The following is a 24887-nucleotide window of genomic DNA, read 5'->3' on the forward strand; positions in this document are numbered from 1 at the left end:
GCTGTTCGGCGTCCGCCGCATCTCCAACGACATCATCCAGTCCGAGGCCGCGTGATGAGCCCCGAAAACATTCGAGTACCTGGCGTAAGCCGCACCGCGGAGATCGCGGCCGATCCGAACCGCGTCATCATCTTCGACACGACGATGCGGGACGGAGAACAGGCCCCCGGCTTCTCCATGACCGCCACCGCCAAGGTGAAGATGGCCCAGGTCCTGAGGGACCTGGGCGTCGATGTTATCGAGGCCGGTTTCGCCGCCGCCTCTCCGGGCGACGAGGAGGCCATCCGACGCGTGGCGGGCGAGGTCGAGGGACCGATCTTCTGTTCCTTGTCGCGCGCCAACGAGAAGGACATCGACGCCACTTTCCGCGCCCTGTCCCCGGCGCCCAAGTCGCATCGGCGCTGCCATACCTTCATCGGCACCAGCCCGATCCATCGGTCGGCCAAGCTGAAGATGTCGACCAACGAGGTGCTGTCCACGGCCGTGCGGTCGGTGGAGTACGCCGCCAGCCTGTTCGACGATGTGGAGTTCTCGGCCGAGGACGCCTTCCGCACCGAGCCGGAGTTCCTGGCCGATGTGCTGGAGGCCGCCGCCGACGCGGGCGCACGCACGCTGAACGTGCCCGACACCGTCGGCTATGCGACGCCGGAGGAGGTGCGGGCGCGGTTCGCCTTCCTGGCCGAGCGGATCAAGAAGCGTCATCCGCACGTGATCTTCTCGGCCCACTGCCACGATGATCTGGGCATGGCGGTCGCCAACTCGCTGGGGGCGGTCGAGGGCGGGGCGCGTCAGATCGAGGGCGCGATCAACGGCATCGGCGAGCGCGCCGGCAACTGTTCGATCGAAGAGGTCATCATGGCGCTGAAGGTGCGCGAGGACCGCTATGGCGTCACCACCGCCGCCGACAGCCGCCATCTGGTGCGCGCCTCCAAGATCCTGTGCGAGATCACCGAGACGGTGATCGCCCGCAACAAGTCGGTGGTGGGCGTCAATGCCTTCGCCCACGAGGCCGGGATCCACCAGCACGGCATGCTGGCCGACAGCCGCACCTATGAGATCATGCGTCCGCAGGACGTGGGTTTCGAGGGCAGCTGGTTCGTGCTGGGCAAGCACTCGGGCCGTCACGCCATCGCCAAGCGCGCCGAGACCATCGGCCGCCCCATCGAGGGCGAGCGTCTGGCCGCGGTGGTGGCCGGCTTCAAGCAACGCGCCGACCAGATCGGCGAGATCAACGATGCGGAACTGATCGCCATCATCGACCGGGTCGACGGCGTGTCGGTGGAACAGGAAGAAGTCTATGCAGCCGCTGGCTGAGAATATCTGGATCAACGGCGAACTGACGCCGTGGGCCGACGCCAAGATCCACGTCATGAGCCACGCGCTCCACTATGGCACCTCGGTGTTCGAGGGCATCCGGGTCTATGACACGCCGAACGGCCCGTGCGGCTTCCGCCTGCGCGAGCACGTGCGCCGCCTGTTCGACAGCGCGCGCATCTATCATATCCAGCTGCCCTACACCGAGGACGAGCTGGTCGAGGCCTGCAACGCCGTGGTGCGGTCCGAAGGGCTGCGCTCGGCCTATATCCGGCCCATCGCCTTCCTGGGCCAGTGCGGCATGGGCGTGACCCCCGCCGCCGCCAACATGAATGTCGATATCGCCATCGCCGCCTTCCCCTGGGGCGCATATCTGGGCGAGGAGGCGCTGGAGAAGGGCGTGGACGCCTGCGTGTCCAGCTGGAATCGTACGGCGCCGAACACCACCCCGTCGGCGGCCAAGGCGGGCGGCAACTATCTGTCGTCCTATCTGATCGGGCGCGAAGCCCGCGTCGGCGGCTTCGGCGAGGGCATCGCCCTGGGCGTAGACGGCCGTTTGTCAGAAGGGGCGGGCGAGAACCTGTTCGTGGTCAAGGACGGCAAGGTCATGACCCCGCCGGCCGCCAACTCCATCCTGATGGGCATCACCCGCGACAGCGTCATCAAGCTGGCCAAGGCCCAAGGCCATGAGGTGGTCGAACAGGCCATGCCGCGCGAGGCCCTGTATCTGGCCGACGAAATCTTCATGACCGGCACCGCCGCCGAAATCACCCCCGTCCGCTCGGTGGACGGCATCACCACACGCGCGGCCGGGCCGGGGCCGGTGACCAAGGCGATCAACGCGGCCTTCCGCGGTCTGTTTACCGGCGAGACCCCGGATGCGTTTGGCTGGCTGGAACCGATCGGAGCAGCGGTGGAGAAACGGGCCCCTGAGTATGCCTAAGACCCTGTTCGACAAGGTCTGGGACGCTCACGTCGTGCGCCAGGAGACGGCCGATACGCCGGGCGTGCTGTATGTCGACCTGCATCTGGTGCACGAGGTCACCAGCCCTCAGGCCTTCAGCGAGATCGAGGCGCGCGGACTGAAGGTCCGCCGACCCGACCGCACCTACGCCACCCTGGACCATTCGACCCCGACCCTGTCGGCCGGGCCGGACGGGACCAAGCCCTATGTCACCGCCCAGGCCGAGGCCCAGGTGCATACGCTGGAGCGGAACTGCGTCGCCCACGGCGTGCCGCTGGCGGGCTGGGGCTCGGAAGACCGGGGGGTGGTGCACGTCATGGGGCCGGAACTGGGATTGACCCAGCCGGGCATGACGGTGGTCTGTGGCGACAGCCATACGGCGACCCACGGCGCCTTCGGCGCCCTGGCCTTCGGCATCGGCACCTCGGAAGTCGGCCATGTGCTGGCGACCCAGTGCCTGCTGCAGCGCAAGGCCAAGGCCATGCGGGTGACCGTGAACGGCCGCTTGCAGCCGGGCGTGTCGGGCAAGGATTTGGCCCTGGCGGTCATCGCCGCCATCGGCTTCGGCGGCGGCACCGGATACGTCATCGAATACGCCGGCGAGGCGGTGCGGTCCCTGGACATGGAAGGGCGCATGACCCTGTGCAACATGTCCATCGAGGCGGGCGCGCGCGCGGGCATGATCGCCCCGGACCGGACCACCATCGACTGGCTGCGCGGGCGCAAGCACGTCCCCGCCGACTATGAGGCGGCGGCGGCCGAATGGCTGAAGCTGGCGACTGACCCGGGCGCGGTCTTCGACAAGGAGGTCGTGCTGGACGGCGCGACCATCCGGCCGATGGCGACCTGGGGCACGACGCCCGACGCCGGCGCGCCGATCGGTTCGCCCGTGCCGCAGCCGCAATCCGATTCCGACCGCAAGGCCATCGCCTACATGGGGTTCACCGCCGGCGAGGCGACGACCAGCCAGCCGGTGGACGTGGTCTTCATCGGCTCCTGCACCAACGGCCGTCTGCCCGATCTGCGCGCCGCCGCCGAGGTTCTGCGCGGACGCAAGGTCAAGCCGGGTCTGCGGATGCTGGTGGTCCCGGGGTCCGAGGCCGTGCGTCGCGACGCCGAGGCCGAAGGCCTGGATCAGGTCTTCATCGCCGCGGGGGCCGAATGGCGCATTCCCGGCTGTTCCATGTGCATCGCCATGAACGGTGATTTCGTCGCGCCGGGCCAACTGGCTGTATCCACGTCGAACCGCAATTTCGAAGGCCGTCAGGGCAAGGACGCCCGCACCATCCTGGCCAGTCCTGCGACGGCGGCGGCGACGGCGGTGGCCGGCGTGCTGACCGATCCGCGCGTCTATCTGAACGAGGTCGAAAGTGTCTGAACCCTTCCAGGTCCTGACTTCCAAAACGGTGACGCTCAGCCAGGCCAATATCGACACCGACCAGATCATTCCGGCGCGATTCCTGACGACGACGACGCGCGAGGGGCTGGGCAAGGCCGCCTTCTACGACTGGCGCTACGAGGCGGACGGGTCGGAGAAGCCCGAGGCCATCCTGAATCGCATCGACCCGGCCGAGCATCGCATCCTGCTGGCGGGCCGCAACTTCGCCTGCGGCTCGTCGCGCGAGCACGCCCCCTGGGCGCTGCTGGACTATGGCTTTCGGGCGGTGATCTCGACCGAGATCGCTGACATTTTTACATCGAACGCGCTGAAAAACGGCCTGCTGCCGATCGTGGTCAGCCAGGCGGTGTGGGACGATCTGGCCGCACAGCCGGACCAGCCCGTGACGATCGACCTTCAGGCGAACGAGATCCGGCGCGGCAATGCGCATCCCGTGCCGTTCGGGGTCGAATCCTTCGCCCGCCAGTGCCTGCTGGACGGGGTGGACACCCTGGGCTGGCTGCAATCAAACCTGCCCGAGATCGAAGCCTACGAGCGATCGAGAGAGACCGCCTGATGACCCACGCCTCCCCCAAGACCTACAACATCGTTCTGCTGCCCGGCGACGGGGTCGGGCCGGAGGTTACCCGCGCCGCGCGCGACGTGCTGTCGGTCATCGGCGACTTCTACGGCCACACCTTCAGCTTCACCGAGCATCTGATCGGCGGGGCGGCCATCGACGAGACGGGCGATCCGCTGCCCGAGGCGACGCGGGCGGCCTGCGTCGCGGCCGACGCCGTGCTGCTGGGCGCGGTGGGCGGACCCAAGTGGGACGGCGGCAAGGCGAGGCCTGAGCAGGGGCTGCTGGCGATCCGCAAGGCGATGGGCCTGTTCGCCAACCTGCGGCCGCTGCAGGTCTCGCCGGTTCTGGCGCATCGGTCGCCGCTGAAGAAGGAGATCGTCGAGGGCGTCGATCTGATCGTCTTTCGCGAACTGACAGGCGGCGTCTATTTCGGCAAGAAGACCCGTGACGACAAGGGCGCGACCGACCTGTGCGAATATACGGTGGTCGAGATCGAGCGCGTTACCCGCGCCGCCTTCCAGACCGCCCGCCAGCGGCGCGGCAAGGTCACCTCGGTCGACAAGGCCAACGTCATGGAGACCAGCCGCCTGTGGCGCGAGGTCGTCACCCGGATCCATGCGGAGGAGTTCCCCGAGATCGAGCTGGAGCACGCCCTGGTCGATTCCATGGCCATGCACCTGATCCGCAAGCCGCGCGACTACGACGTCATCCTGACCGAGAACATGTTCGGCGACATCCTGTCGGACGAGATCTCGGTGCTGGGCGGTTCAATCGGCCTGCTGCCCTCGGCTTCGCTGGGGACCCAGGGGCCGGGCCTGTTCGAGCCGATCCACGGCTCCGCGCCGGACATCGCCGGTCAGGACCTGGCCAATCCGGTGGGCACCATCCTGTCGGCGGCCCTGCTGCTGCGTCACAGCCTGAAGCTGGAGGACGAGGCGGATTCCATCGAGGCCGCCGTCGCCGCCGTGCTGGCGGCCGGCGCCGTGACCGCCGACCTGGGCGGCGAGTTGGGAACCCGCGCGGCGACCGAGGCCGTCATCGACGCCATTCGCGCCATCCACTGGGCGGCGGCGCACCGGGTGCAGATGCACTGGGCCTGACGTTATTCAAGCGCTGAATAACTTGGCGCAGAACGGCGTTCACTGGGAACGAATCCTTGGCTGAAGCGCCTCCGTTCGCAATGATCTTGCGAGACTAAACTTTTGATACGTGAGCGTTGCAAGAAAGTTGCACCGTTCACGGTCAAGCCTCTTGCGCGTTTCGCAAATGCGGTAAAAGTTCGCATCTGCGAGATTGCATAGGGGGTACTAGCTTATGTCGCAGGTCGGAAATCGACTCCTCGGGGCCGCGGGGCTCCTTCTTCCAGCAATGTGTCTCCTTGGCGCGGGAGCGGCCGCCGCTCAGGACGCCGCGCCGGCCTTGCTGGGCCATCAGGCCGCGCTTGAACTGGATGGCGCGGGCACGGCCTGGCTGGGCACGTCCACGGCGCTGGTGCTGCTGATGACCCTGCCGGGCCTGGCGCTGTTCTACGGCGGCATGGTGCGGCGCAAGAACGTGATCGCGACGATCACCCAGTCCGTCGGCGTCTTCGCCGTGGTGTCCCTGGTATGGTTCATCGCCGGCTACAGCCTGGCGTTCGGCGCCAATCCGTCGGAGGGGCTGCAGCCCTTCATCGGCAGCCTGGACATGCTGTTCCTGAACAATGTGTCGCTGCAGACGGCCAACGGCCTGCTGCCGGGCATCCCCGAATTCCTGTTCATCTCCTTCCAGATGACCTTCGCCATCATCACGCCGGCGCTGGTCACCGGGGCCTTCGCCGAACGGATGAAGTATTCGGCGCTGCTGCTGTTCACCGCCCTGTGGTCGCTGCTGGTCTATGCGCCGATCTGCCACTGGGTGTGGGGCGGCGGCTTCCTGGGCTCGGCCGGCGTGCTGGACTTCGCCGGGGGCGCGGTCGTTCACGTCAACTCGGGCGTGGCAGGCCTCGTCTGCGCGATCTTCCTGGGCCGTCGCAAGGGATACGGAGTCGAGCCGATCGTGGCGCACAACCCGGTCCTGACCATGATCGGCGCCTCGCTGCTGCTGGTCGGCTGGATCGGCTTCAATGCGGGCTCGGCCGGCGCCGCCAACGATCTGATGGGCGTGGCGCTGCTGAACACCATCCTGGCCGCCGCCGCCGCCGCCCTGACCTGGAAGATCGTCGAATACATCGAGAAGAAGAAGGTCTCGCTGATCGGCATGTTGTCCGGCGTGGTGGCCGGCCTGGTCGCCATCACCCCGGCCGCCGGTTTCGTCGATCCGAAGGGCGCGGTCATCATCGGCCTGATCGCCGGACCGGTCTGCTACGCCTCGTCGGTGTGGATCAAGAAGCTGCTGCGCTACGACGACTCGCTGGACGCCTTCGGCATTCACGGCGCGGGCGGCCTGATCGGCGCCCTGCTGACCGGCGTGTTCGCCTCCACCGCGATCAACAGCCTGTCGGAAGGCGCCAACATCGGCGCCCAGGCCTATGGCCTGATCGGCACCATCATCTACAGCGCCATCGGCACCCTGGTGATCCTGTTCATCTGCAAGTTCACCACCGGCCTGCGGGTCAGCGAGGCGGAAGAGACCGCCGGCCTGGACACCTCGCTGCACGGCGAGGCCCTGGAAAGCGTCTGACGCCTTCTATCCCCGGGATGCGGCTCTCCCCGCGTCCCGGATCCCGCCTCGTGCGGGCTCTCTCGACAACAATCATAAACAAGGGGATTCTGTAATGAGCGTAGCTAAGTTCCGCATGGCCGCCGCTGCGATCGCGGCCGGCCTGGTTTCCCTGGCGGCGCCGGCCTGGGCCCAGACGGACGTGGATGTGGCCTTCAACGTCGGCGTGGTCAGCGACTATGTCTTCCGCGGCGTCAGCCAGACCGACGAGGAGCCGGCCATCCAGGGCGGCATCGACATTACCGCCGGCAGCTTCTACGCCGGGGTGTGGGGCTCCAACGTCGATTTCTTCGACGACACCGACGCCGAGGTCGACTTCTACGGCGGCTTCCGCGGCGAGGCCGGCGGCTTCGCCCTGGACGGCGGCGTCATCTTCTACGCCTACGTCAACGAGCCCAACTTCGCCGACTACAACTATACGGAGTTCAAGCTGGCGGCGTCGCGCGCCGTCGGCCCCGCCAGCGTCGGCGCGGCGGTCTATTATTCGCCGGACTTCTTCGGCGTGGACGAGACCGCGACCTATTACGAGGTCAACGGCAGCTTCGCGCCGATGGACAAGCTGACCGTCTCCGGCGCCGTGGGCCAGCAGACGCTGGACGTGTCCGACGACTATGTGACCTGGAACATCGGGGCCACCTACGCCCTGACGGACAATCTGGCCATCGACGTCCGCTACCACGATACCGATGTGGACGGCGCCGCGGCCTATGAGGACCGCATCGTCGGCGGGCTGAAGGTCGTCTTCTAAGACCGATCCCGTCGGATCGGAAAAGGCCCCGGAGAGCGATCTCCGGGGCCTTTGTCGTCAGCGGGCGTAGCGATCCTCGACCGGGGCGTAGCGATCCCAGACCTGGCCGTCGGCCAGGGACCGCAGCAGCTTCAGATACTCCGCGTGGGTCCAGGCTAGGGGCGTGGCCGAGTCGGTGTTCTGGCCCAGGGCGTAGTTCTTGGCGGTCGGGTCGCCGACGCCGTCCCACACCTGTTCGGCCAGCATCAGCCCGTCGTTGGCGAACCGCTCCATGCCCCGGACATAGGTCTGACGGATGGCGTCGATGTCGGCCGGCGACGGGGTTCCGTTCACGCTGGCGCGCGCCAGCTCATAGTGACCGCGCTCGCCGGTGAAGAAGGGCCAGACGCGGCCGCGCTGGCCGGGGCTCATCTCGCCGCCGACGCCGTAGTTGGCCCCGGTCCGCCAGTCCTCGCCGTAGCCGTCGACGCCGTAACGACGCCAGCCCGGCGTCTTGTCGTCTTCGGGACCGAAGTCGTAGCGGACGCGGTACAGGTCTTCGAGGCCCTGATCGTCATAGATGGGCAGGGTGGCGACGATGTGCGGATCGTCCGCCTTCCTGACGCCATAGCGGACCAGTTCCAGGAAGCCGCCGTCGACCACGCGGTCCTCGGGCGGGGCGATCTGGCCATTGGCGGCGCCGATGGAGGCCTTGTCGTTCGGGTTCTCGTTCTGGGTGATGCGGATGAAGTAGCGTCCGTCGCCGAAGTCGCCGTTGGTGGTGAACATCCGCGCTTCGACCTTGCCGGCGTAGTCGTCGGCGGCGGCTTGGTATCGGTTCGCGTCGGCGGCGTCGCCCGCGGCCCGCGCCATCTCGGCCGCGACCGTAAGACCCGCGACCACGGCGGCCGTGGTCGACGGGGAATAGCCCTGCTGCTCTTCCCAGCGTTCCTGCTGGGTGAAGGGCGGCGTGATCTCGGCGTCGTTCCACAGCAGACCGACCTTGCCGCCGTCGACCAGGAAGTCGGCCGCCGGCTTCAGCATCGTGTGGAAATGCTCGGCCATTTCGGCGTCGGACAGCCACCCCAGCTTCCACAGGCGATAACCCAGCATGATCGGCATGGCGGTCTGGTCCAGCTGAACCGCGACCCATTCGAGCTCGCCATCGACGTGGGTCTTCTGCAGGAACCAGCCGCCGACGCCGGTGTTGCCCGGCGTATTCGCACCGACCTGCACCTGGGGCAGGTAGTTGAAGGCGGTCAGCGGCGTCTGCTTGTCGCCCAGCGCCGCCAGGGCCATCGCCACCTGGTAGAAGTCGCGCGGCCAGACGGCCTTGTAGCCGGTCGAGGACTTGGAGGCGTCGACCGTGTCGCCCCACGGGTTCGACAGGCTGGCGATCAGGGCGCCGGCGTGGGTGCGGTCTTCCTGCACCTTCAGCATCAGGGCCGAGGCGTAGGCCAGCTTGCCGCCGTCGGTCGCCTGCTCGGCGATGCGCGGCAGTTCGCTCAGCGACGCCATGTAGTCGCGCCAGCCCACGCGGTCGCCCTCGCCGACGAAACGAGCCAGCACCTCGTCCAGCCCGGTCTGGAACGATCCGTCCGCCGCCGCCTGGGCGGCCTCGGCGGTGTCGCCGAAGCCGATGACGAAGTCGCGCGTCAGGCTCTGGCCCATGCGCAGGGTCGGCAGGGCGCCGGTCATCATCGTATTGCCGGCGGCGTCCCCGGTGGAGGCGTAGGTCCAGTCCAGCTTGCCGTCCTTCAGGTCGGTCAGGCCGTCGGACGCGCCGACGAAGCCGACGCTGGCCGCCTCGAAGGCGTCGGAGGGCTTCAGCACCAGATGGGTGTCGCCTTCCCAGGCGTGGAAGGCGTCGGTCGTCACCTGGCCGCGGTCGTCGACGCCGGTGTTGGCGATGTGCGGCTCCAGCAGCAGGTAGGGCGTGACCTCGCCGCTGAGCGCCTTGATCTCAACGCGCAGGACCAGGGCGTTGCGATCCGGGTCGCTGTAGATGCGCTTGACGATCTCGTAGCGGCCGGACGTGTCTCGGGTGGTCACCTTGTAGGCCGGCGCCAGGGGGCGGCCCTGGTCGTCGGTGTCGATGTATTCGGTGCGGGCGGTGGTGTCGTCGCCCTCCAGCGAAATGCCTTCCGGCGTGACCAGGGCGAAGCGCAGCGCCTTGATCTGGGCCTCGTGGATCAGGCCGTACATGGTCTCGGTCAGGATACCGTCGGCGATGGAATACCAGACCTTGGACACCGGGCCGGTCGGGCCGCCGTCGAGGTACTGGCCGTCGACGTAGGCTTCGTAGGACGAGCCGGCGCCGGTCTTGGCGGCGCTGGACCAGACGGGCGCATCGCCCGGCGCTCCGGGGGCGACGCCGCTTTGGGCGCTCGCGGCGGAGGCGAGGACGAGGCCGGCGGCGGTCGCCAGGCTCAGGGTCTTGAACTTACGCATGGGGGAACCTCACGAGGTTTGCGTGGGGGAAGGGAAGTGTTCGCGCACGCGCAGCGCGCTGATCGCGGCGAGGACGAAAGAGGCGGCGCCCAGCACCAGGGCCCAGATCGCCTGGCCGTCGAACAGGCTTCTCAGGATCAGACCCAGCACGGTCGCGGCCAGCAGTTGGGGCACGACGATGAAGATGTTGAAGACGCCCATATAGACGCCCATCTTGCGGCCCGGCACCGCCGCCGACAGGATGGCGTACGGCATGGAGACGATCGAGGCCCAGGCGAACCCTACGCCGATCATCGGCAACCACAGCAGGCCCGGATCGCGGATGGCGAAGACGCCGAACAGGCCGACGGCGCCCAGAAGCAGCATGACCGCGTGGGTCGCCTTGCGACCGATCCGCTTGGCCAGAACGGGCAGGGCGAAGGCGGCCAGGGCCGCGACGCCGTTGTAGACCCCCATCAGCACCCCGACCCAGTCGGCGCCTTGGGCATAGGCCGTGGAGGTCGTGTCCGTGGTTGCGTAATGGACGCTGGTGACGGCCGCGGTGGTGTAGATCCACATGGCGAACAGGGCGAACCAGCTGAAGAACTGGACGACCGCAAGGCCGCGCATCGTCTCGGGCATGCGGAATATGTCGTTGAGGATCTCGGTGGCGGCGTTGGTCATGCCGCGCCGCTGCATCATCCCGACCGCGATCATCAGCAAGCCGAAGCCGGCGATGAACCCCGCCAGGATAAGAAGCTCCTTCTCCAGGCCGAAGCCCGCGATCAGGACAAAGCCGAGCAGGCCGGCCACGGCGCAGCCCAGCCCCGCCCCCAGCCAGCCGCGCACCGACTTGGCGGGCGGTTCGGGGATGTCGTCCACGGCAGCGGCGGCGCCCAGGCGGGCGCGCTCGAAGGCGGCGATCTGTTCGGGGCTGTATTCGCGGGTGCTGAGCACCGTCCACAGGACCGCGCCGAACAGGCCCGCGGCGCCGACGTAGAAGGCGATCTTGACCGACAGAGGCACGACACCCGCCTCGGCGGTGGAGGCGACGTGGAAGACGTTGGAGAGCAGCCACGGCAGGACCGAGGCGAACACCGCCCCCGCGCCGATGAAGAAGCTCTGCATCGCATAGCCGGCGGTGCGCTGTTCCTCCGGCAGGTTGTCGCCGACGAAGGCGCGGAACGGCTCCATCGTGATGTTGATCGAGGCGTCCATGATCCACAGCATGGCCGCGGCGAACCACAGGCTGGGGCTGTTCGGCATGGCGATCAGCGCCAGTGTGGTCAGGATCGCCCCGACCAGGAAATAGGGGCGGCGACGGCCGAACCGCGTCCAGGTGCGGTCGCTGAAATGGCCGATGATCGGCTGGACCAGCAGGCCCGTCAGCGGCGCGGCGATCCACAGGATGGCCAAGGTGTCGACCTCGGCGCCCAGGGTCTGGAAGATGCGGCTGGTGTTGGCGTTCTGAAGGCCGAAGCCGATCTGGATGCCGAAGAAGCCGACGCACATGTTCCAGATCGCCAGGCCGGACAGGCGCGGGCGGTGAGCGTGGATCAGTTCGGGCGTCGCGCTGCTCATCTGCGGGCGCGTCCGATCGGCACGAAGCGGATCGCCTGACCGCCGCCGGGGGCAAGCGCCAGCGTCAGCACGTCGGCCGCGGTGACTTCGCGCTGTTCGATGACGATGTCCTCGCGCTTGCCCTTGTAGTCGGCGTCCGGGCCGTCACGATAGATTTCGGCGCGGTAGCGGCGCCCGGCGTCCAGGAAGTCCAGGTCAGCGGTCAGGACGCGCGGGTTCTCGTCGGTGATGGCGCCCAGGGCCCAGATGTCCGAGCCGCGTTCCTTGCGGGCGATCACGACATAGTCGCCCAGTTCGGCGGCCAGGGTGCGGCTCTCTTCCCAGTCGACCGGAACGTCCTTGATGAACTGGAACGGGCCGGGATTGGCCTCGTAGTTGACCAGAAGGTCGGCGGCCATCTGGATCGGCGAATAGATGACGACGTAATAGGCCAATTGCTTGGCCCAGGTCGTCTGCACGCCCTGCGGGCTGCGCGTCTCCATGCCGAAGATGCCCGGCGTATAGTCCATCGGCCCCGCCAGAAGTCGGGTGAAGACCAGGTTCGGCACGTGTTCGGGCGGGTTCGACGGATTGCCCCAGGCCGAATATTCCATGCCGCGCTGGCCTTCGCGGCTGATGATGTTCGGATAGGTCCGGCGCAGGCCCGTGTCCTTGAACGGCTCGTGGGCGTTGATCGCCACCTTGTGACGGGCGCCGGCCTCCACGACCTTCATGTGGTGCTGAGCCATCGCCTGGCTCTCGTGCCAGGCCATGACCATCTGGCCGTCCGGCCCTGCGACGCGGGCGCCTTGAGCGTCGGCGACATAGCCGGTCTTCACTGAATGGACGCCGAGCCGCTCGTACAGCGCCATCGCGGGCTCCAACTGCTGCTCGTAGTGGAAGGCGTTGCCGCCGGTCTCGTGGTGGCCGATCAGCTGCACGCCCTTGGCGCGGGCGTGGGTGCAGACCGCCTCGATGTCGAAGTCGGGATAGGCTTCGGTGAAGCTGAAGTCAGAGCCGTTGGCGAACCACTGGCCGTCCCAGCCCTTGTTCCACCCCTCGACCAGCACGCCGCCGAAGCCGTGCTTGGCCGCGAAGTCGATGTGCTTGATGGCGTTCTCGGTTGTGGCGCCGTGCTTGGGGCCGGAGTTCCAGCTCTTCAGCTCCAGGTGCATTTCCCACCAGACGCCGACGTATTTCATCGGCCTGAACCAGCTGACGTCGCCCAGCTTGTTGGGCTCGTTCAGGTTCAGGATCAGGCTGGAATCGATCAGGCCCGCGCCCGTGTCGGCGATCTGCAGCGTGCGCCACGGCGTGTTGAACGGCGCCTGGCGGACCACGGCCGCGTTGGTCAGGCCGGGCGTCAGCTGGGCGCGGAAGCTGGTCCCCTCCGACCGGCGCAGGTTCATGCCGGCGTAGTCGATGCAGGCCGCCTCGTGGATCGAGACGTGAAGGCCGGACCGGCCCTTGACGGTCATCGGCGTCTGGGCGCTGCCGACCGCGTCGATCGGCGTGCGGTTGTAGAGGTATTCCTCGCGGTTCCATTCCCAGGCCGGGCACCACAGGGCCTCGCCGTTTTCGGCCAGGTTGAACTCGGTGATCTCCGAGCCGATGCGAACGGTCTTCAGCGCCGGCTGGTCCGGGAATTCGTAGCGGAAACCCAAACCGTCGTCATAGAGGCGGAAGACCACGTCGACGCGGCGCTGCAGCCCGGCGGTCTCGGCGTAGGTCACGCGCCATTCGTTGTAATGATTGCGAATGACCCGGCGCTCGCCCCAGGGCTGCTCCCAGGTTTCGTCCACCGTCACCGGCTGGCCGGCGGTGATGGCCAGGCCGCGCTCGATGGCCGGGGCGTCGGTCAGGAGGAAGCCCAGCTTGGACGGCGCGACGACCGGCCGGCCCTGGCGCAGCACCGAATACATCGGCCGGCCGTCGTTGTCGGTGAAGGCCTCGACCGTCAGCATCCCGCCGGGCGAGCTGGCGCGGGCGTGGGCCGGCGTGGTCTGGGCCCGGACGCCGGTCGCGCCGAAGGCCAGGATCGAGACGCCGCCGAGGGCCAGGAAGGATCTGCGCTTCATCATGGAATCTCCGTTACGCCGCCTCTTGCCAACCGATGCGAACGGTGGCTGAAATATTTGCAGAAAAATTTGCAGCGCCGAAACGCTGTGACGAGGACCCGCGACCTTGAGCCGCAAGACCACCCGACTGGAAGACATCGCCCGGCTGGCCGGCGTGTCCATCGCTACAGCCTCGCGCGCGCTGAACGACAGCCCCGCCGTCAACGACCGCACCAAGCAGACGATCTGGAAGCTGGCGAAGGAGCACGACTACCCCTTCCGCCGCCATATGCCCGCCGGACCGATCGGCGCGCAGGGCACGATCGCCCTGGTCACGCCGCGACCCCAGGGGCGGGAGGGGCGCATCTCCGACCCCTTCTTCCTGGAGCTTCTGGCCGGGGTGGGCGAGGCGGCGCGCGAACGCGGCTGCGACCTGCTGATGAGCCACATCTCGCCCGCCAACTATGACGAGCTGTCCGCCGCGCTGAACACCAGCCGGGCGGACGGGGTGATCTTCCTGGGCCAGTCCAGCCTGCATTCGGCCTTCAACCGGCTGGTGGACGCCGACCATCGCTTCGTCGTCTGGGGCGCCGAACTGCCGGAACAGGACTACTGCTCCATCGGCTCGGACAACATCTCGGGCGGCCGACGCGCGACGCTGCATCTGGCGCGACTGGGGCGAAAGCGCATCCTCTTCCTGGGCGACCTCGACCCGCCGGAGGCCATGCAGCGGCATCGCGGCTATCTGGACGCCCTGGGCCAGGCGGGCGTGGAGATCGACGCCGACCTGATCGCGCCCGCCCACTTCGAGGTCGAATCGGCCGAGGCGGCCGTGGACGCCTTGATCCGGCGCGGGCTGGACTTCGACGGCGTGGTCGCCGCCTCCGACCAGATCGCGCTGGGCGCCGTGCGCGCCCTGTTGCACGCGGGCGTCGACGTGCCCGGACAGGTGTCGGTCATCGGCTTCGACAACGTGCCGTTCAGCCGCTACTCGCGTCCGGCCCTGTCGACCATCGCCCAAGACACGATGAAGGCCGGCCGCCTGATGGTCTCCAAGCTGCTGGATCACGGGGGCGCCACCGCCGGCCGGTCCGAGCGCGTTCCGACCGAACTGATCGTGCGCGAAACCTGCGGCGGCTGAGACCCTCATCCAGCGACCAAGAAGAGCAGGCCGGCCAGAGGCGGCAGCCTTGACCCCTCGGCCTCGGACCAGTTGACCGCCTCGATCCGGCGCGCGCCGGCGGGCGGGGTCCAGTCGATGGCGTCATGGCCCAGGTTGAAGACGCACAGCAGCCGCTCGCCCCCGTCCGCCCGCTCGAACCGTTCGAACACCAGCAGGTCGGTCGCCTGGACCCGTTCCAGACCGCCATAGCGGAGGGCCGGATGGGCGTGGCGCAGGGCGATCAGGCGGCGCGCCACGTGCAGGGTCGCCTTTGGATCGGCCTCCTGAGCGTCCACCGCCAGAGCAAGGTGGCGGGGATCGACCGGCAGCCAGGGCTCGACGGCGGAGAAGCCGGCGTGGGGCGCGGACGCTGTCCACGGGATCGGCGTGCGGGCGCCGTCGCGGCCCAGGGTCTGGGGCCAGTTGGCGATGGCCTCGGGATCGACCAGTCGGTCGAACGGCACCTCGGCCTGGGGCAGGCCCAACTCCTCGCCCTGATAGACGAAGACGTTGCCGCGCAGGCACATCAGCAGCAGCAGGGCCATCTCGGCGAAGGCCTTTTCGTCGCGCCCTTGCGCCCAACGTGACACCGCGCGCGGCGCGTCGTGGTTCGAGAAGGTCCAGGACGGCCAGCCCTCGCCCTGCCTGTCGGGCCACATGGCGTCGCCCACGCCGATCAGTTCGCTGCGCAGCGAGTCGGCGTAGAGGTAGAGGAAGCCGTAGGCGGAATGCAGCCGGTCGGACCCGGCGGTGTATTCCTTCATCTCGCGGTCGGCGTGATCGCCGCCGACCTCCGCCACGGTGAAGCGGGCGTCGTAGCTGTCGGTCAGACCCCGGATACGGTTCAGGAAGCCGATGATCTCGGGCTGGCTCTGGTTGTGGATCTTGTCCTGGAAGTCGAAGGGGCGGGTGCGCTTCTTGCCGTCGTTGATCGGCGGGTTGTCGGTCAGCTTCGGGTCGTGGATGGCGAAGTTGATGGCGTCCAGGCGGAAGCCGTCCACGCCGCGATCCAGCCAGAAACGGGCGGCGGCGATCAGGGCGTCCTGAACCTCGGGATTACGCACGTTCAGCTGCGGCTGCGAGGCCAGGAAGTTGTGCATGTAGTACTGGCCGCGCCGCGCATCCCACGTCCAGGCCGGGCCGCCAAACACGGACTGCCAGTTCGACGGCGGCGAGCCGTCCGGCTTGGCGTCGGCCCAGACATACCAGTCGGCGTGCGGGCCGCTGCGACCCGCGCGGCTGTCGACGAACCACGGATGTTCGTCCGAGGTGTGGGAGAAGACCTGGTCGATGACGACCTTCAGGCCCAGCGCATGGGCCCGGGCGACCAGGGCGTCGAAGTCGGCCAGCGTCCCGAAGATCGGATCGACGTCGCAATAGTCCGAGACGTCGTAGCCGAAGTCCTTCATCGGCGACCTGAAGAAGGGAGACAGCCAGACGCCGTCCACGCCCAAGGACGCGACGTGATCCAGGTGTTGGGTGATGCCCCTAAGGTCGCCGACGCCGTCGTCGTTCGAGTCGGCGAAGCTGCGCGGATAGATCTGATACAGGACCGCGCCGCGCCACCACTCGCGATGGGGCGCCGGCGATGCGTCGGCCGAGGAAAGGTCGAGAGGTTGGGCGGTCACGGAACGCTCTTGCACACGAGGTAATCGAGGGGAGGGACGCTGACGGCGACGCTGGCGGGAGCCGACGACTCGGCGGCGCAGTCGCCGCGCAGAGCCTGCCACCGCAGGGAGGCCGGCTCCACCTCGACCTGAGCGCTGATCGGCGCGCTCGAGCTGTTGAACACGATCAGGATTTCGGACCCGTCGTCGCCCATCCGGGACATGGCGAACAGACCGGGCGCGTCGCCATAGCCCCGCACCATCTGCCGGCCGCGCCGCAGGGCGGGCTCGGCGGCGCGGAGGCCGGCCATCTCGGCGATGGCCTGGTACAGGGGCGCGTCGGTGGAATAGGCGGGCTGGCGACCGCCGATGGGCGTCGTGTCCCGATAGACCGGCGTCTGGCTGTTCCACATGTCCTGACGCGAGTTGCCGTAACCGCCCGCGCCGGCGAAGCCCTGCTCGTCACCGTAATAGAGGGTCGGCACGCCCCGGCTGAACATCATCAACGCATGGGCCAGCTTGATCCGCGCCAGCAGTTCGGCGTCGTCGGCGTCCGGATTGGCCTGTTTCACGAAGAAGCCGATGCGGCCCATGTCGTGGTTGCCGAGGAAGGTCGGCAGGATGGCGGCGGTGTCGGCGCCGTCCGCATAGAGGGCGTCGGCGTCGAACAGCTTGGCCAAGGCGTCGCCGCCCGTCTTCCCCGCGGCGAAGTCGGTCGCCTGCTTCTGGAAAGGGAAGTCCAGCACGGCGGGGTAGCCGTCGACGCGGGTGAAGCGCGCGGTCACGGCCGGATCGGGATCATAGACCTCGCCGAAGATGTGGAAGTTCGGAATGCCCTTGGCTTCGGCCCGCTCCAGCATGGCGGGGATGAAGGCCTGCCAGAACTCGGGGTTCACGTGACGGGCGGTGTCGATGCGGAAGCCGTCGATCCCGTACTTGTCGATCCAGCCGCCGAAGATGTCGATCATGCCCTGAACGACCACGGGATCCTCCGTCAGCAGGTCGTCGAGGCCGGCGAAGTCGCCGTCCAGCCCGCTTTCGCCGGCGAAGGTGCTCTCGCCCCGGTTATGATAGTGGATCGGATCGTTCAGCCAGGCGGGGACCTTGGCGTTCGCCTCACCGGCCGGGACGTAGGGGGTGTAGGCGTAGTCTGGACGCGTCAGGCGCGAGAAGTCGCGGCCGTCGAAACCCTCGTTGATCGGCGCCCCGTCAACGCCGCCCCGGCGTGTGTAGGGATAGTCGGCGCGGCTGCGATAGGCGCAGCGGCCCTCGGGGCATTCGCGATACTGGATGACGTCGGCCGTGTGGTTGGCGACGATGTCCAGGTAGACCTTCATGCCACGCGCATGGGCCGCTTCGACCAAGGCGCGCATGGCGGCCTCATCGCCGAAGTGCGGGTCGACCGCGGTGAAGTCGGTGATCCAGTATCCGTGGTGCGCCGCGCCGGTGTAGTTTCCGTGGGTCTGGACCGGCTTGTTCTTGAAGACGGGGGCCAGCCAGACGGCGGTGGCGCCCAGGCCCTGGATGTAGTCCAACCGCCGGGTCACGCCCGCCAGGTCGCCGCCGTGGTAGAAGTCGGTGTCGGCCGGATCGAAGCCGCTGACCAGCCGCTCGGGCGCATAGCCGCCGTGGTCGTTGGACGGATCGCCGTTGGCGAAACGGTCGGGCAGCAGGAAATAGATCACCTCGTCCTGCGGCGGACGCTGGCGCAGGGCCGAGACAGCGTCCGGGGCGCCGTGGGCCAGGGCGGCGGGCGCCGCGCCGACAGCCGCCAGGGCGGCCAGGGCGCACAGGCCCGTCTTCAATCCATTCAGACGCATGGTTCCTCCCGCTCGGCCGGTGCAAAGCCTTCCAAGTCGATTTGCAAGATTTTGCAGTCCTGTCCGTCCCTGTCAACGCGGGCAAATCATGCTGCGCCGCACCATGCGGGCGACAACGTGTCGCAAAGACCGGTAAAACGGAAGACAAAAGCTCTGCTGTTTCGTGGCGAATTTCGGGCGGAAGCATTACCGACTTGCAAGACCGATCCAGATTTGCATATTTTTGCGTCCGGCTTCCGGTTGCGACATTCAGAATCGCGACCAGCCTTCAGGGAGGATGATCCATGTCTCAACGTCTCAACCGGCGTGCGCGCCTGCTGTCGGGCGCCGCTTTCGGCGTCGCGGCCCTCATGACCGCCGCCGGCGCCCAGGCGCAGGCCCAGACGGCCCCGGCCCCGGCCGATGAAGCCCAGCCGACCGAAGTCGGCGAAATCGTCGTCACCGGCATCCGCCGCGCCATCGAGGCGTCGATCTCGGCAAAGGCCAACAACACCTCGATCGTCGAGGTCGTCTCGGCCGAGGATATCGGCAAACTGCCGGACGTCTCCATCGCCGAATCCCTGGCCCGTCTGCCGGGCGTGACCTCGCAGCGCCTGGACGGGCGCAGCCAGCTGATCTCGATCCGGGGCCTGGGACCCGATTTCACCACCGCTCTTCTGAACGGCCGCGAACTGGTCACCACCGGCGACAACCGTGGCGTCGAGTTCGACCAGTTCCCGTCGGAACTGCTGGGCAGCGTCGTCGTCTACAAGACGCCGGACGCCGCGCTGGTCGGCCAGGGCCTGGCCGGCACCGTCGATCTGCGCACCGTTCGTCCGCTGGCCTATGGCCGTCAGGCGATGGCGGTGAACTATCGGCACGAGTGGAACGACATCGGCGCCCTGAACTCGGGCACGACGGACAGCGGCGACCGCTACACGATTTCCTACATCGACCAGTTCGCCGACGACACCATCGGCGTGGCGCTGGGCTACGCCCACATGAGCTCGCCCTACCAGTCCGAACGCTTCAACAGCTGGGGCTATCCGACCTACAGCGACGGCAACCTGATCACGGGCGGCGTGAAGCCCTACGTCATGTCGTCTGAACTGGAGCGCGACGGTTACATGGGCGTGCTGGAATGGCGCCCGAACGACCGCTTCCACTCGACGATCGACGCCTTCTATTCCGAGTTCAAGAACACCCAGGTCCTGCGCGGCATCGAGTTCCCGCTAGCGTGGGGCGGCGCAAAGGGTGACTGCGACTCTGTCGGCAATGTCGCGACGCCGGACGTCTGCCGTCCCGGTCCGTCGCTGCGTCCCGGCTACACCGTCGAGGACGGCCTGATCGTCGCCGGCACCTGGGACAACATCAAGGGCGTGGTCCGCAACGACCTGAACAAGCGCGACAGCAACATCACGGCCATCGGCTGGAACACCGAGTTCGTCGCCAACGATGACTGGACCCTGGCTCTGGACGTCAACTACTCCAAGGTCGAGCGCGAAGACCTGATCCTGGAAACCAACGCCGGCACCGGCCGCGACATCAACGGCGCCCTGGACACCCTGGGCTTCGAACTGACTGACGACGGCGTCACGCGGTTCACCAGCCAGCTGAACTACGCCGATCCCTCGCTGATCCTGCTGACCAGCCCGCAGGGCTGGGGGGGCGACGTGATCCCGGAAGGCCAGGCCGGTTACATGAACACCCCGTCCATCACGGACGAGATCAAGGCGGTTCGCCTGACCGCGCGGCGCGAACTGCACCAGAGCCCGTTCAGCTCGATCGACTTCGGCTTCAACTATTCGGAGCGGACCAAGGAGTTCGTCAACGATCAGTATTACCTCGGCGTCCCCGGCGGCGGCGACCTGGCCGTGCCGGCGGAGTTCCTGCTGGAGCCGACCGACCTGGGCTATCTCGGCATTTCCGAAGTGCTGAGCTACGACGCCCTGGCCCTCGTCAACAGCGGCGCGCTGAACCTGATCCGCAACCCGAACGCCGACGTCGCGGCCGGCAACTGGGACGTGACCGAAAAGGTCTCGACCGCCTACATCCGCGCCAACATCGACCACACCCTGTTCGGCCTGCCGCTGACCGGCAACGTCGGCATGCAGTTCGTGTACACCGACCAGCAGGGCCGTGGGTTCGAAGCCCAGCAGATCGGCGTCGGCGTCGCGGCGGTCGAGGAGATCACCGGCGGCAAGGACTATCTGGAAATCCTGCCCAGCTCGAACTTCATCCTGGAGGTCGGCGACGACATGTTCGCGCGCTTCTCGCTGTCGCGCACCTTGGCGCGTCCGCGGATGGACGACATGCGCGCCGGTCGGAACTTCTCGTTCAACCCCGGCAACAACAACGAGAACGCCACGCCCGAGCAGAACTCGCCCTGGGGCGGCGGCGGCGGCAATCCCGAGCTGATGCCGTACATCGCCAATGTGGCCGACCTGTCGTTCGAGAAGTATTTCGCCAACCGTCGCGGCTATGTCTCCCTGGCGGGCTTCTACCGCGACCTGGAAAGCTACGTTTACACCTACAACCGCATCTTCGACTTCAGCGGCTATCCGACTGGCGACGTGACGCCCGTGATCAACGAGGGCATCATCTCCACCCCGGAAAACGGCAACGGCGGCTGGATCCGCGGCGTCGAATTCTCGCTGTCGGCGCCCTTCGAGATGTTCCATCCCGCCCTGGAAGGTTTCGGCGGCTTCTTCAGCGCCTCGCAGACCGAAAGCGAGGTCCAGCCGGATCCCGCCAACCCGCCCACGCCCATGCCCGGCCTGTCGGAAACGGTCGTCAACGGCACGCTGTACTATGAGCGCTTCGGCTTCCAGTCGCGCATCTCGGCCCGCTATCGGTCGGACTACCTGGGCGAAGTGGCCGGCTTCGGCAACGGCCGCACCCTGCGGTCGGTCGCCGCGGAAACCGTCATCGACGCCCAGATCGGCTACGAGTTCCGGTCGGGTCCGCTGGAAGGCCTGTCGGTCCTGGCCCAGGTCAACAACCTGACGGACGAGCCGTTCAAGACGTTTGAAAACGGCGATGAGCGCCGGACCATCGACTACCAGTCCTATGGTCGCACCTTCGCGGTGGGCGTGAACTACCGCTTCTGATCCTCCCCTGCTGAGCAGACTGGGCCGCCCTGGAGACAGGGCGGCCTTTTTTTTGCGCTCGACCGACAATCTAAAAAGTTTGGTTACAGCGCACGGATTCGGCTGGACGGCCTGGCTTCTATGTCGGAACCAGAGGGACAAGAACCGCGCGCATCGGCGCGGCGCCGATCCATTGCAGGGGGACCCTTCCGATGACCACGACAGACGCCGCCCGCCCCAAGGGCGCGGGCCTGGCCTTCGCCTATGTCACCACGCTGTTCTTCGCCTGGGGCTTCGCCACCTCGCTGATCGACCCGCTGATCGCGGCGGTGAAGCGGGTGTTCGACCTGAACAACGCCGAAGCCTTCCTGACCACCTTCGCCTGGTTCATCGCCTACGGGCTGATGTCGCTGCCGGCCGCATCGGTGCTGGGCAAGCTGGGCTACAGCCGCTCGATCATCGGCGCCCTGATCGTCATGGTCGCGGGCTGCCTGATCGTGCCGGCGGCCACGGCCGCCGACTGGTATCCGGGCGTCCTGCTGGCGCTGTTCGTCATCGCCTCGGGCGTGACCCTGCTGCAGGTCGCGGCCAATCCTCTGGTGGCCGAGCTGGGCACGCGCAAGGGGTCGCACATGCGGCTGAACCTGTCGCAGGCCTTCAACTCGCTGGGCACGACGATCGGGCCGTGGCTGGGGTCGCACGTGCTGCTGACCGGCGGCGTCTTCGCCGCCGGCGCGGTGGTGACGGCGGCCTCCCGCTCGCAGTCGCTGCGCAGCATCGACATGGCCTTCCTGGGCATGGGCGCCTTCTTCGCCCTGATCGCCGTCTTCATCTTCACCGCCCGCAAGAAGATCAACGCCGCCGCGCCAGCCGCGACGGAGGCCGTGTCGCCTCTGAAGGCGCTGTCGTCGCCCTGGGCGGTGTTCGGCGCCCTGGCCATCTTCTTGTACGTCGGGTCAGAGGTCGCCATCGGCGGCATGCTGACCAACTTCCTGGAAAGCCCGGACGTGCTGAACGCGCCGATCGAGACGGCGGGCAAGATGGTCGCCCTGTACTGGGGCGGGGCGATGGTGGGCCGCTTCATCGGTTCGGCCGTGCTGACGCGCGTGCCGGCGGGGATCGTGCTGGCGGTCTGCACCGTGGTGGCGGCGCTGCTGTGCCTGACTGTCAGCCAGGTGGGCGGTCCGACGGCGGCCTATGCGGCCCTGTCGATCGGCCTGTTCAACTCCATCATGTTCCCGACCATCTTCACCTTGACGCTGGAGCGTTCGACGGCGCCGACCTCGGCCACGTCGGGCCTGCTGGTGTTCGGCATCATCGGCGGCGCCCTGCTGCCCCAGGTTGCGGCGCGCATCGCCGACGCGGCCGGCGCGCTGCAGCCGGCCTTTATCGTGCCGTTGCTGGGCTATGTCGGCTTGACGATCTTCGCCATTGCGGCGGCGCGGACCAAGGTGCGCGACGCCGATGTGGTCAAGGCGCCGTCGCCGCACTGACCGCCGAACCCAGGCAAGACAAAGGGCGCGGGCCGGGGTCCGCGCCCTTTTTCTAATTGCGCCACGGTTTCAGTTGTCGATCAGGCCCTGGAGAATGACCGCCAGCCGGTCGCGCATTCGCTCGCATTCGGCCGGGTCCAGATCGAAGCTGCCGCCGCCCAGTTCGCGGCTGATGGACATTCCCATGATGGTGCCGGCCAGCAGGCGCGCGCGCACGGCGGCGTCGGGCCCGCTGATCCAGTCCTCCAACGGGCCGAAGAAGCGCGCGGTGCAGGTGGTCTGAACCATTTCGGCGGCGCGCGCCGAGCCGATGGACCGCAGCATGATGGACATGCCCTTCAGCTTTTCCGCCTTCTTGGGCTCGAACACGATCTCATGGGCGACGCGACGGCCGAAATCGCCCTTGTCGCCCTGCATCAGGGCGCTGCCGTCGCCGCAGCTGTCCAGCGCGGCCAGGAAGAGATCGTCCTTGGAGCCGAAGTAGCGGCTGATCAGGGCGGCGTCGACGCCGACGTCGCGGGCGATGTCGCGCATGCCCACGTCGTCATAGCTCTCGGCGGCGAACCGTTCGCGCGCGGCGTCGAGAATGGCCGTGCGCGTCGCTGCGGCGTTTCTCGGGCGGGGACCGGGGCACAACAAGGGCGTGGAAACTCCTGGGAACAATAACCGTAAATCACATATGGCTTTGTCAACGCCTGTTGACAAGCGTCCCGGCCCTGACCAATAAGTCACCATGCGTTGACACGGCCCGCTCCCCACGGGTCGGTGTCCGCTCGACAGGGATTTACCTCCGACAGGGAGAATGCGCCGATGCGCGGGCTTAAGATCGCGGCCGTGTCCGTTATGGTGACGGGCGCGCTTTATGGATGTTCGCCTAAGGCGCAGGACCAGGCGCCTGGGGCGCCTCCGGTGACGGTGGCGACGCCGCTGCGTCAGCAGGTGGTGGATTGGGACGAATTCACCGGCCGCTTCGAGGCGGTGGAGGCGGTCGACGTGCGCGCGCGCGTCGGCGGCTATATCCAGGGCGTGCACTTCCGCGACGGCCAGATGGTTCAGAAGGGCCAACTGCTGTTCACGCTGGACCCGCGCCCCGCCCAGGCCGCCCTGGCGCAGGCTCGCGCCCAGGTCGCCCAGGCGCAGTCGCAACTGAGCCTGGCGCGCGCCAACCTGGCCCGCAGCGAGTCTCTGCTGGCCTCGCAGGCGGTTTCGCAGGCCGAATATGATTCCAACAAGGCGGCGGTGCAGGCCGCGGAGGCCAATCTGGAGGCGGCGAACGCCGCCACGCGAACGGCCCAGCTGAACCTGGACTACACGCGGGTCACCGCGCCGGTGTCGGGCCGGGTGTCCGACCGCCGGGTCGATCCCGGCAATCTGGTCGCCGGCGGATCGTCGGCGGGCGACGTGCTGACCACCATCGTTTCGGGCGGTCCGATCCACTTCGTGTTCGACGGCTCCGAGGCCATCGCTTTGAAGTACATGCGTGAAGGCGGCTCCGAGCAGGGCGCGCCGGTGCGCATCCGCCTGCAGGACGAGGGCGAGTACAATCACACCGGCCGCCTGGATTTCTCGGACAATTCGATCGACACGGCCTCGGGCGTGATCCGTCTGCGGGCCATCGTTCCCAACGCCGACGGTTTCCTGCGTCCGGGGATGTTCGGTCGTGCCCAGGTCGCGGCCGGCGAGGGGTATGACGCCCTGCTGGTTCCCGACACCGCGATCAACACCGACCAGTCGCGCCGCACCGTCTATGTCGTGGGCGCCGACGGCTCGGTCACGCCCAAGGCGGTCCAGCTGGGGCCGGTGGTCCAGGGGCTGCGCGTGATCAAGTCCGGCATTGCGCCGACCGACCGCGTCATCATCTCGGGCCTGCAGCGCGCCGCCCAGCCGGGCTCCAAGGTGACCCCGCAAAACGGCCGCATCCAGCCGGTCCAGCAACAGGACCAGGACCCCGCCGGTCCCGTGACCCAGGCCGCGCCCGCCTCCAGCGCCTCCTTCGCCAACAGCCTTTCCAGCGGCGACTGATC

The 24887-nt window shown here is 67.7% G+C and carries 17 protein-coding genes; 11 read left to right on the forward strand and 6 right to left on the reverse strand.

Features of this window, described 5'->3' with window-relative positions; all coding sequences use genetic code 11:
- The first annotated feature begins 54 nt into the window (after positions 1–54).
- The 7 genes from B2U11_RS05740 to B2U11_RS05770 all read left to right on the forward strand — a co-directional run bounded on the left by B2U11_RS05740 (position 55) and on the right by B2U11_RS05770 (position 7687).
- A complete protein-coding gene (locus tag B2U11_RS05740; RefSeq protein ID WP_292070518.1) occupies positions 55–1314 on the forward strand; it encodes a 2-isopropylmalate synthase in 1260 nt (419 codons plus the stop codon).
- Positions 1298–2257 (forward strand): branched-chain amino acid transaminase, encoded by a 960-nt coding sequence (locus B2U11_RS05745; RefSeq protein ID WP_292070519.1) that lies wholly within the window; start codon positions 1298–1300, stop codon positions 2255–2257. The genes B2U11_RS05740 and B2U11_RS05745 overlap by 17 nt, the downstream gene beginning before the upstream one ends.
- On the forward strand, positions 2244–3656 hold the full coding sequence (gene leuC, locus B2U11_RS05750) for a 3-isopropylmalate dehydratase large subunit (protein WP_292070551.1): 1413 nt from the start codon (positions 2244–2246) through the stop codon (positions 3654–3656). Before B2U11_RS05745 ends, leuC begins: the two co-directional genes overlap by 14 nt.
- A complete protein-coding gene (leuD, locus tag B2U11_RS05755) occupies positions 3649–4233 on the forward strand; it encodes a 3-isopropylmalate dehydratase small subunit (protein ID WP_292070520.1) in 585 nt (194 codons plus the stop codon). The genes leuC and leuD overlap by 8 nt, the downstream gene beginning before the upstream one ends.
- A complete protein-coding gene (leuB, locus tag B2U11_RS05760) occupies positions 4233–5339 on the forward strand; it encodes a 3-isopropylmalate dehydrogenase (RefSeq protein ID WP_292070522.1) in 1107 nt (368 codons plus the stop codon). Before leuD ends, leuB begins: the two co-directional genes overlap by 1 nt.
- Positions 5340–5607: 268 nt before the next feature.
- Positions 5608–6900 (forward strand): ammonium transporter, encoded by a 1293-nt coding sequence (locus tag B2U11_RS05765; RefSeq protein WP_201217234.1) that lies wholly within the window; start codon positions 5608–5610, stop codon positions 6898–6900.
- Between the two features lie 94 nt (positions 6901–6994).
- Positions 6995–7687, forward strand: coding sequence for a TorF family putative porin (locus tag B2U11_RS05770; protein ID WP_292070524.1), 693 nt, complete (start codon positions 6995–6997; stop codon positions 7685–7687).
- A gap of 57 nt (positions 7688–7744) precedes the next feature.
- Here the strand turns inward: B2U11_RS05770 and B2U11_RS05775 are convergent, their stop codons facing one another.
- The 3 genes from B2U11_RS05775 to B2U11_RS05785 are packed head-to-tail and all read right to left on the reverse strand — an operon-like array spanning position 7745 to position 13737.
- Positions 7745–10117: a glucan 1,4-alpha-glucosidase gene (locus B2U11_RS05775; RefSeq protein WP_292070526.1), complete on the reverse strand. Its 2373-nt coding sequence runs from the start codon at positions 10115–10117 to the stop codon at positions 7745–7747.
- Positions 10118–10126: 9 nt separating this feature from the next.
- Positions 10127–11677, reverse strand: a complete 1551-nt coding sequence (locus B2U11_RS05780) for an MFS transporter (protein WP_292070528.1) — start codon at positions 11675–11677, stop codon at positions 10127–10129.
- Positions 11674–13737: a glycoside hydrolase family 97 protein gene (locus tag B2U11_RS05785; protein WP_292070530.1), complete on the reverse strand. Its 2064-nt coding sequence runs from the start codon at positions 13735–13737 to the stop codon at positions 11674–11676. The genes B2U11_RS05780 and B2U11_RS05785 overlap by 4 nt, the downstream gene beginning before the upstream one ends.
- Before the next feature lie 103 nt (positions 13738–13840).
- On the opposite strand from B2U11_RS05785, the gene B2U11_RS05790 reads away from it, so the two are divergent.
- On the forward strand, positions 13841–14854 hold the full coding sequence (locus B2U11_RS05790; protein ID WP_288757917.1) for a LacI family DNA-binding transcriptional regulator: 1014 nt from the start codon (positions 13841–13843) through the stop codon (positions 14852–14854).
- 5 nt (positions 14855–14859) lie between these two features.
- Here the strand turns inward: B2U11_RS05790 and B2U11_RS05795 are convergent, their stop codons facing one another.
- Positions 14860–16503, reverse strand: a complete 1644-nt coding sequence (locus tag B2U11_RS05795) for an alpha-amylase family glycosyl hydrolase (RefSeq protein WP_288757915.1) — start codon at positions 16501–16503, stop codon at positions 14860–14862.
- Positions 16500–18302 carry an alpha-amylase family glycosyl hydrolase gene (locus B2U11_RS05800; protein ID WP_292070535.1) on the reverse strand — a complete coding sequence of 601 codons (1803 nt, stop codon included), beginning with the start codon at positions 18300–18302 and terminating at the stop codon, positions 16500–16502. The genes B2U11_RS05795 and B2U11_RS05800 overlap by 4 nt, the downstream gene beginning before the upstream one ends.
- A 284-nt stretch (positions 18303–18586) precedes the next feature.
- On the opposite strand from B2U11_RS05800, the gene B2U11_RS05805 reads away from it, so the two are divergent.
- Both B2U11_RS05805 and B2U11_RS05810 read left to right on the forward strand, forming a co-directional pair.
- Positions 18587–21391 (forward strand): TonB-dependent receptor, encoded by a 2805-nt coding sequence (locus tag B2U11_RS05805; protein WP_292070537.1) that lies wholly within the window; start codon positions 18587–18589, stop codon positions 21389–21391.
- Between the two features lie 191 nt (positions 21392–21582).
- A complete protein-coding gene (locus B2U11_RS05810; protein WP_292070539.1) occupies positions 21583–22863 on the forward strand; it encodes a sugar MFS transporter in 1281 nt (426 codons plus the stop codon).
- A gap of 69 nt (positions 22864–22932) precedes the next feature.
- Here the strand turns inward: B2U11_RS05810 and B2U11_RS05815 are convergent, their stop codons facing one another.
- Positions 22933–23502, reverse strand: a complete 570-nt coding sequence (locus B2U11_RS05815; protein WP_292070541.1) for a TetR/AcrR family transcriptional regulator — start codon at positions 23500–23502, stop codon at positions 22933–22935.
- Between the two features lie 171 nt (positions 23503–23673).
- Here B2U11_RS05815 and B2U11_RS05820 point away from each other — a divergent pair, with 171 nt between their 5' ends.
- A complete protein-coding gene (locus tag B2U11_RS05820; protein WP_292070543.1) occupies positions 23674–24885 on the forward strand; it encodes an efflux RND transporter periplasmic adaptor subunit in 1212 nt (403 codons plus the stop codon).
- The last annotated feature ends 2 nt before the right edge of the window (positions 24886–24887 follow it).

Source organism: Brevundimonas sp. UBA7534 (assembly GCF_002479325.1).
Taxonomy (GTDB): Bacteria; Pseudomonadota; Alphaproteobacteria; order Caulobacterales; family Caulobacteraceae; genus Brevundimonas.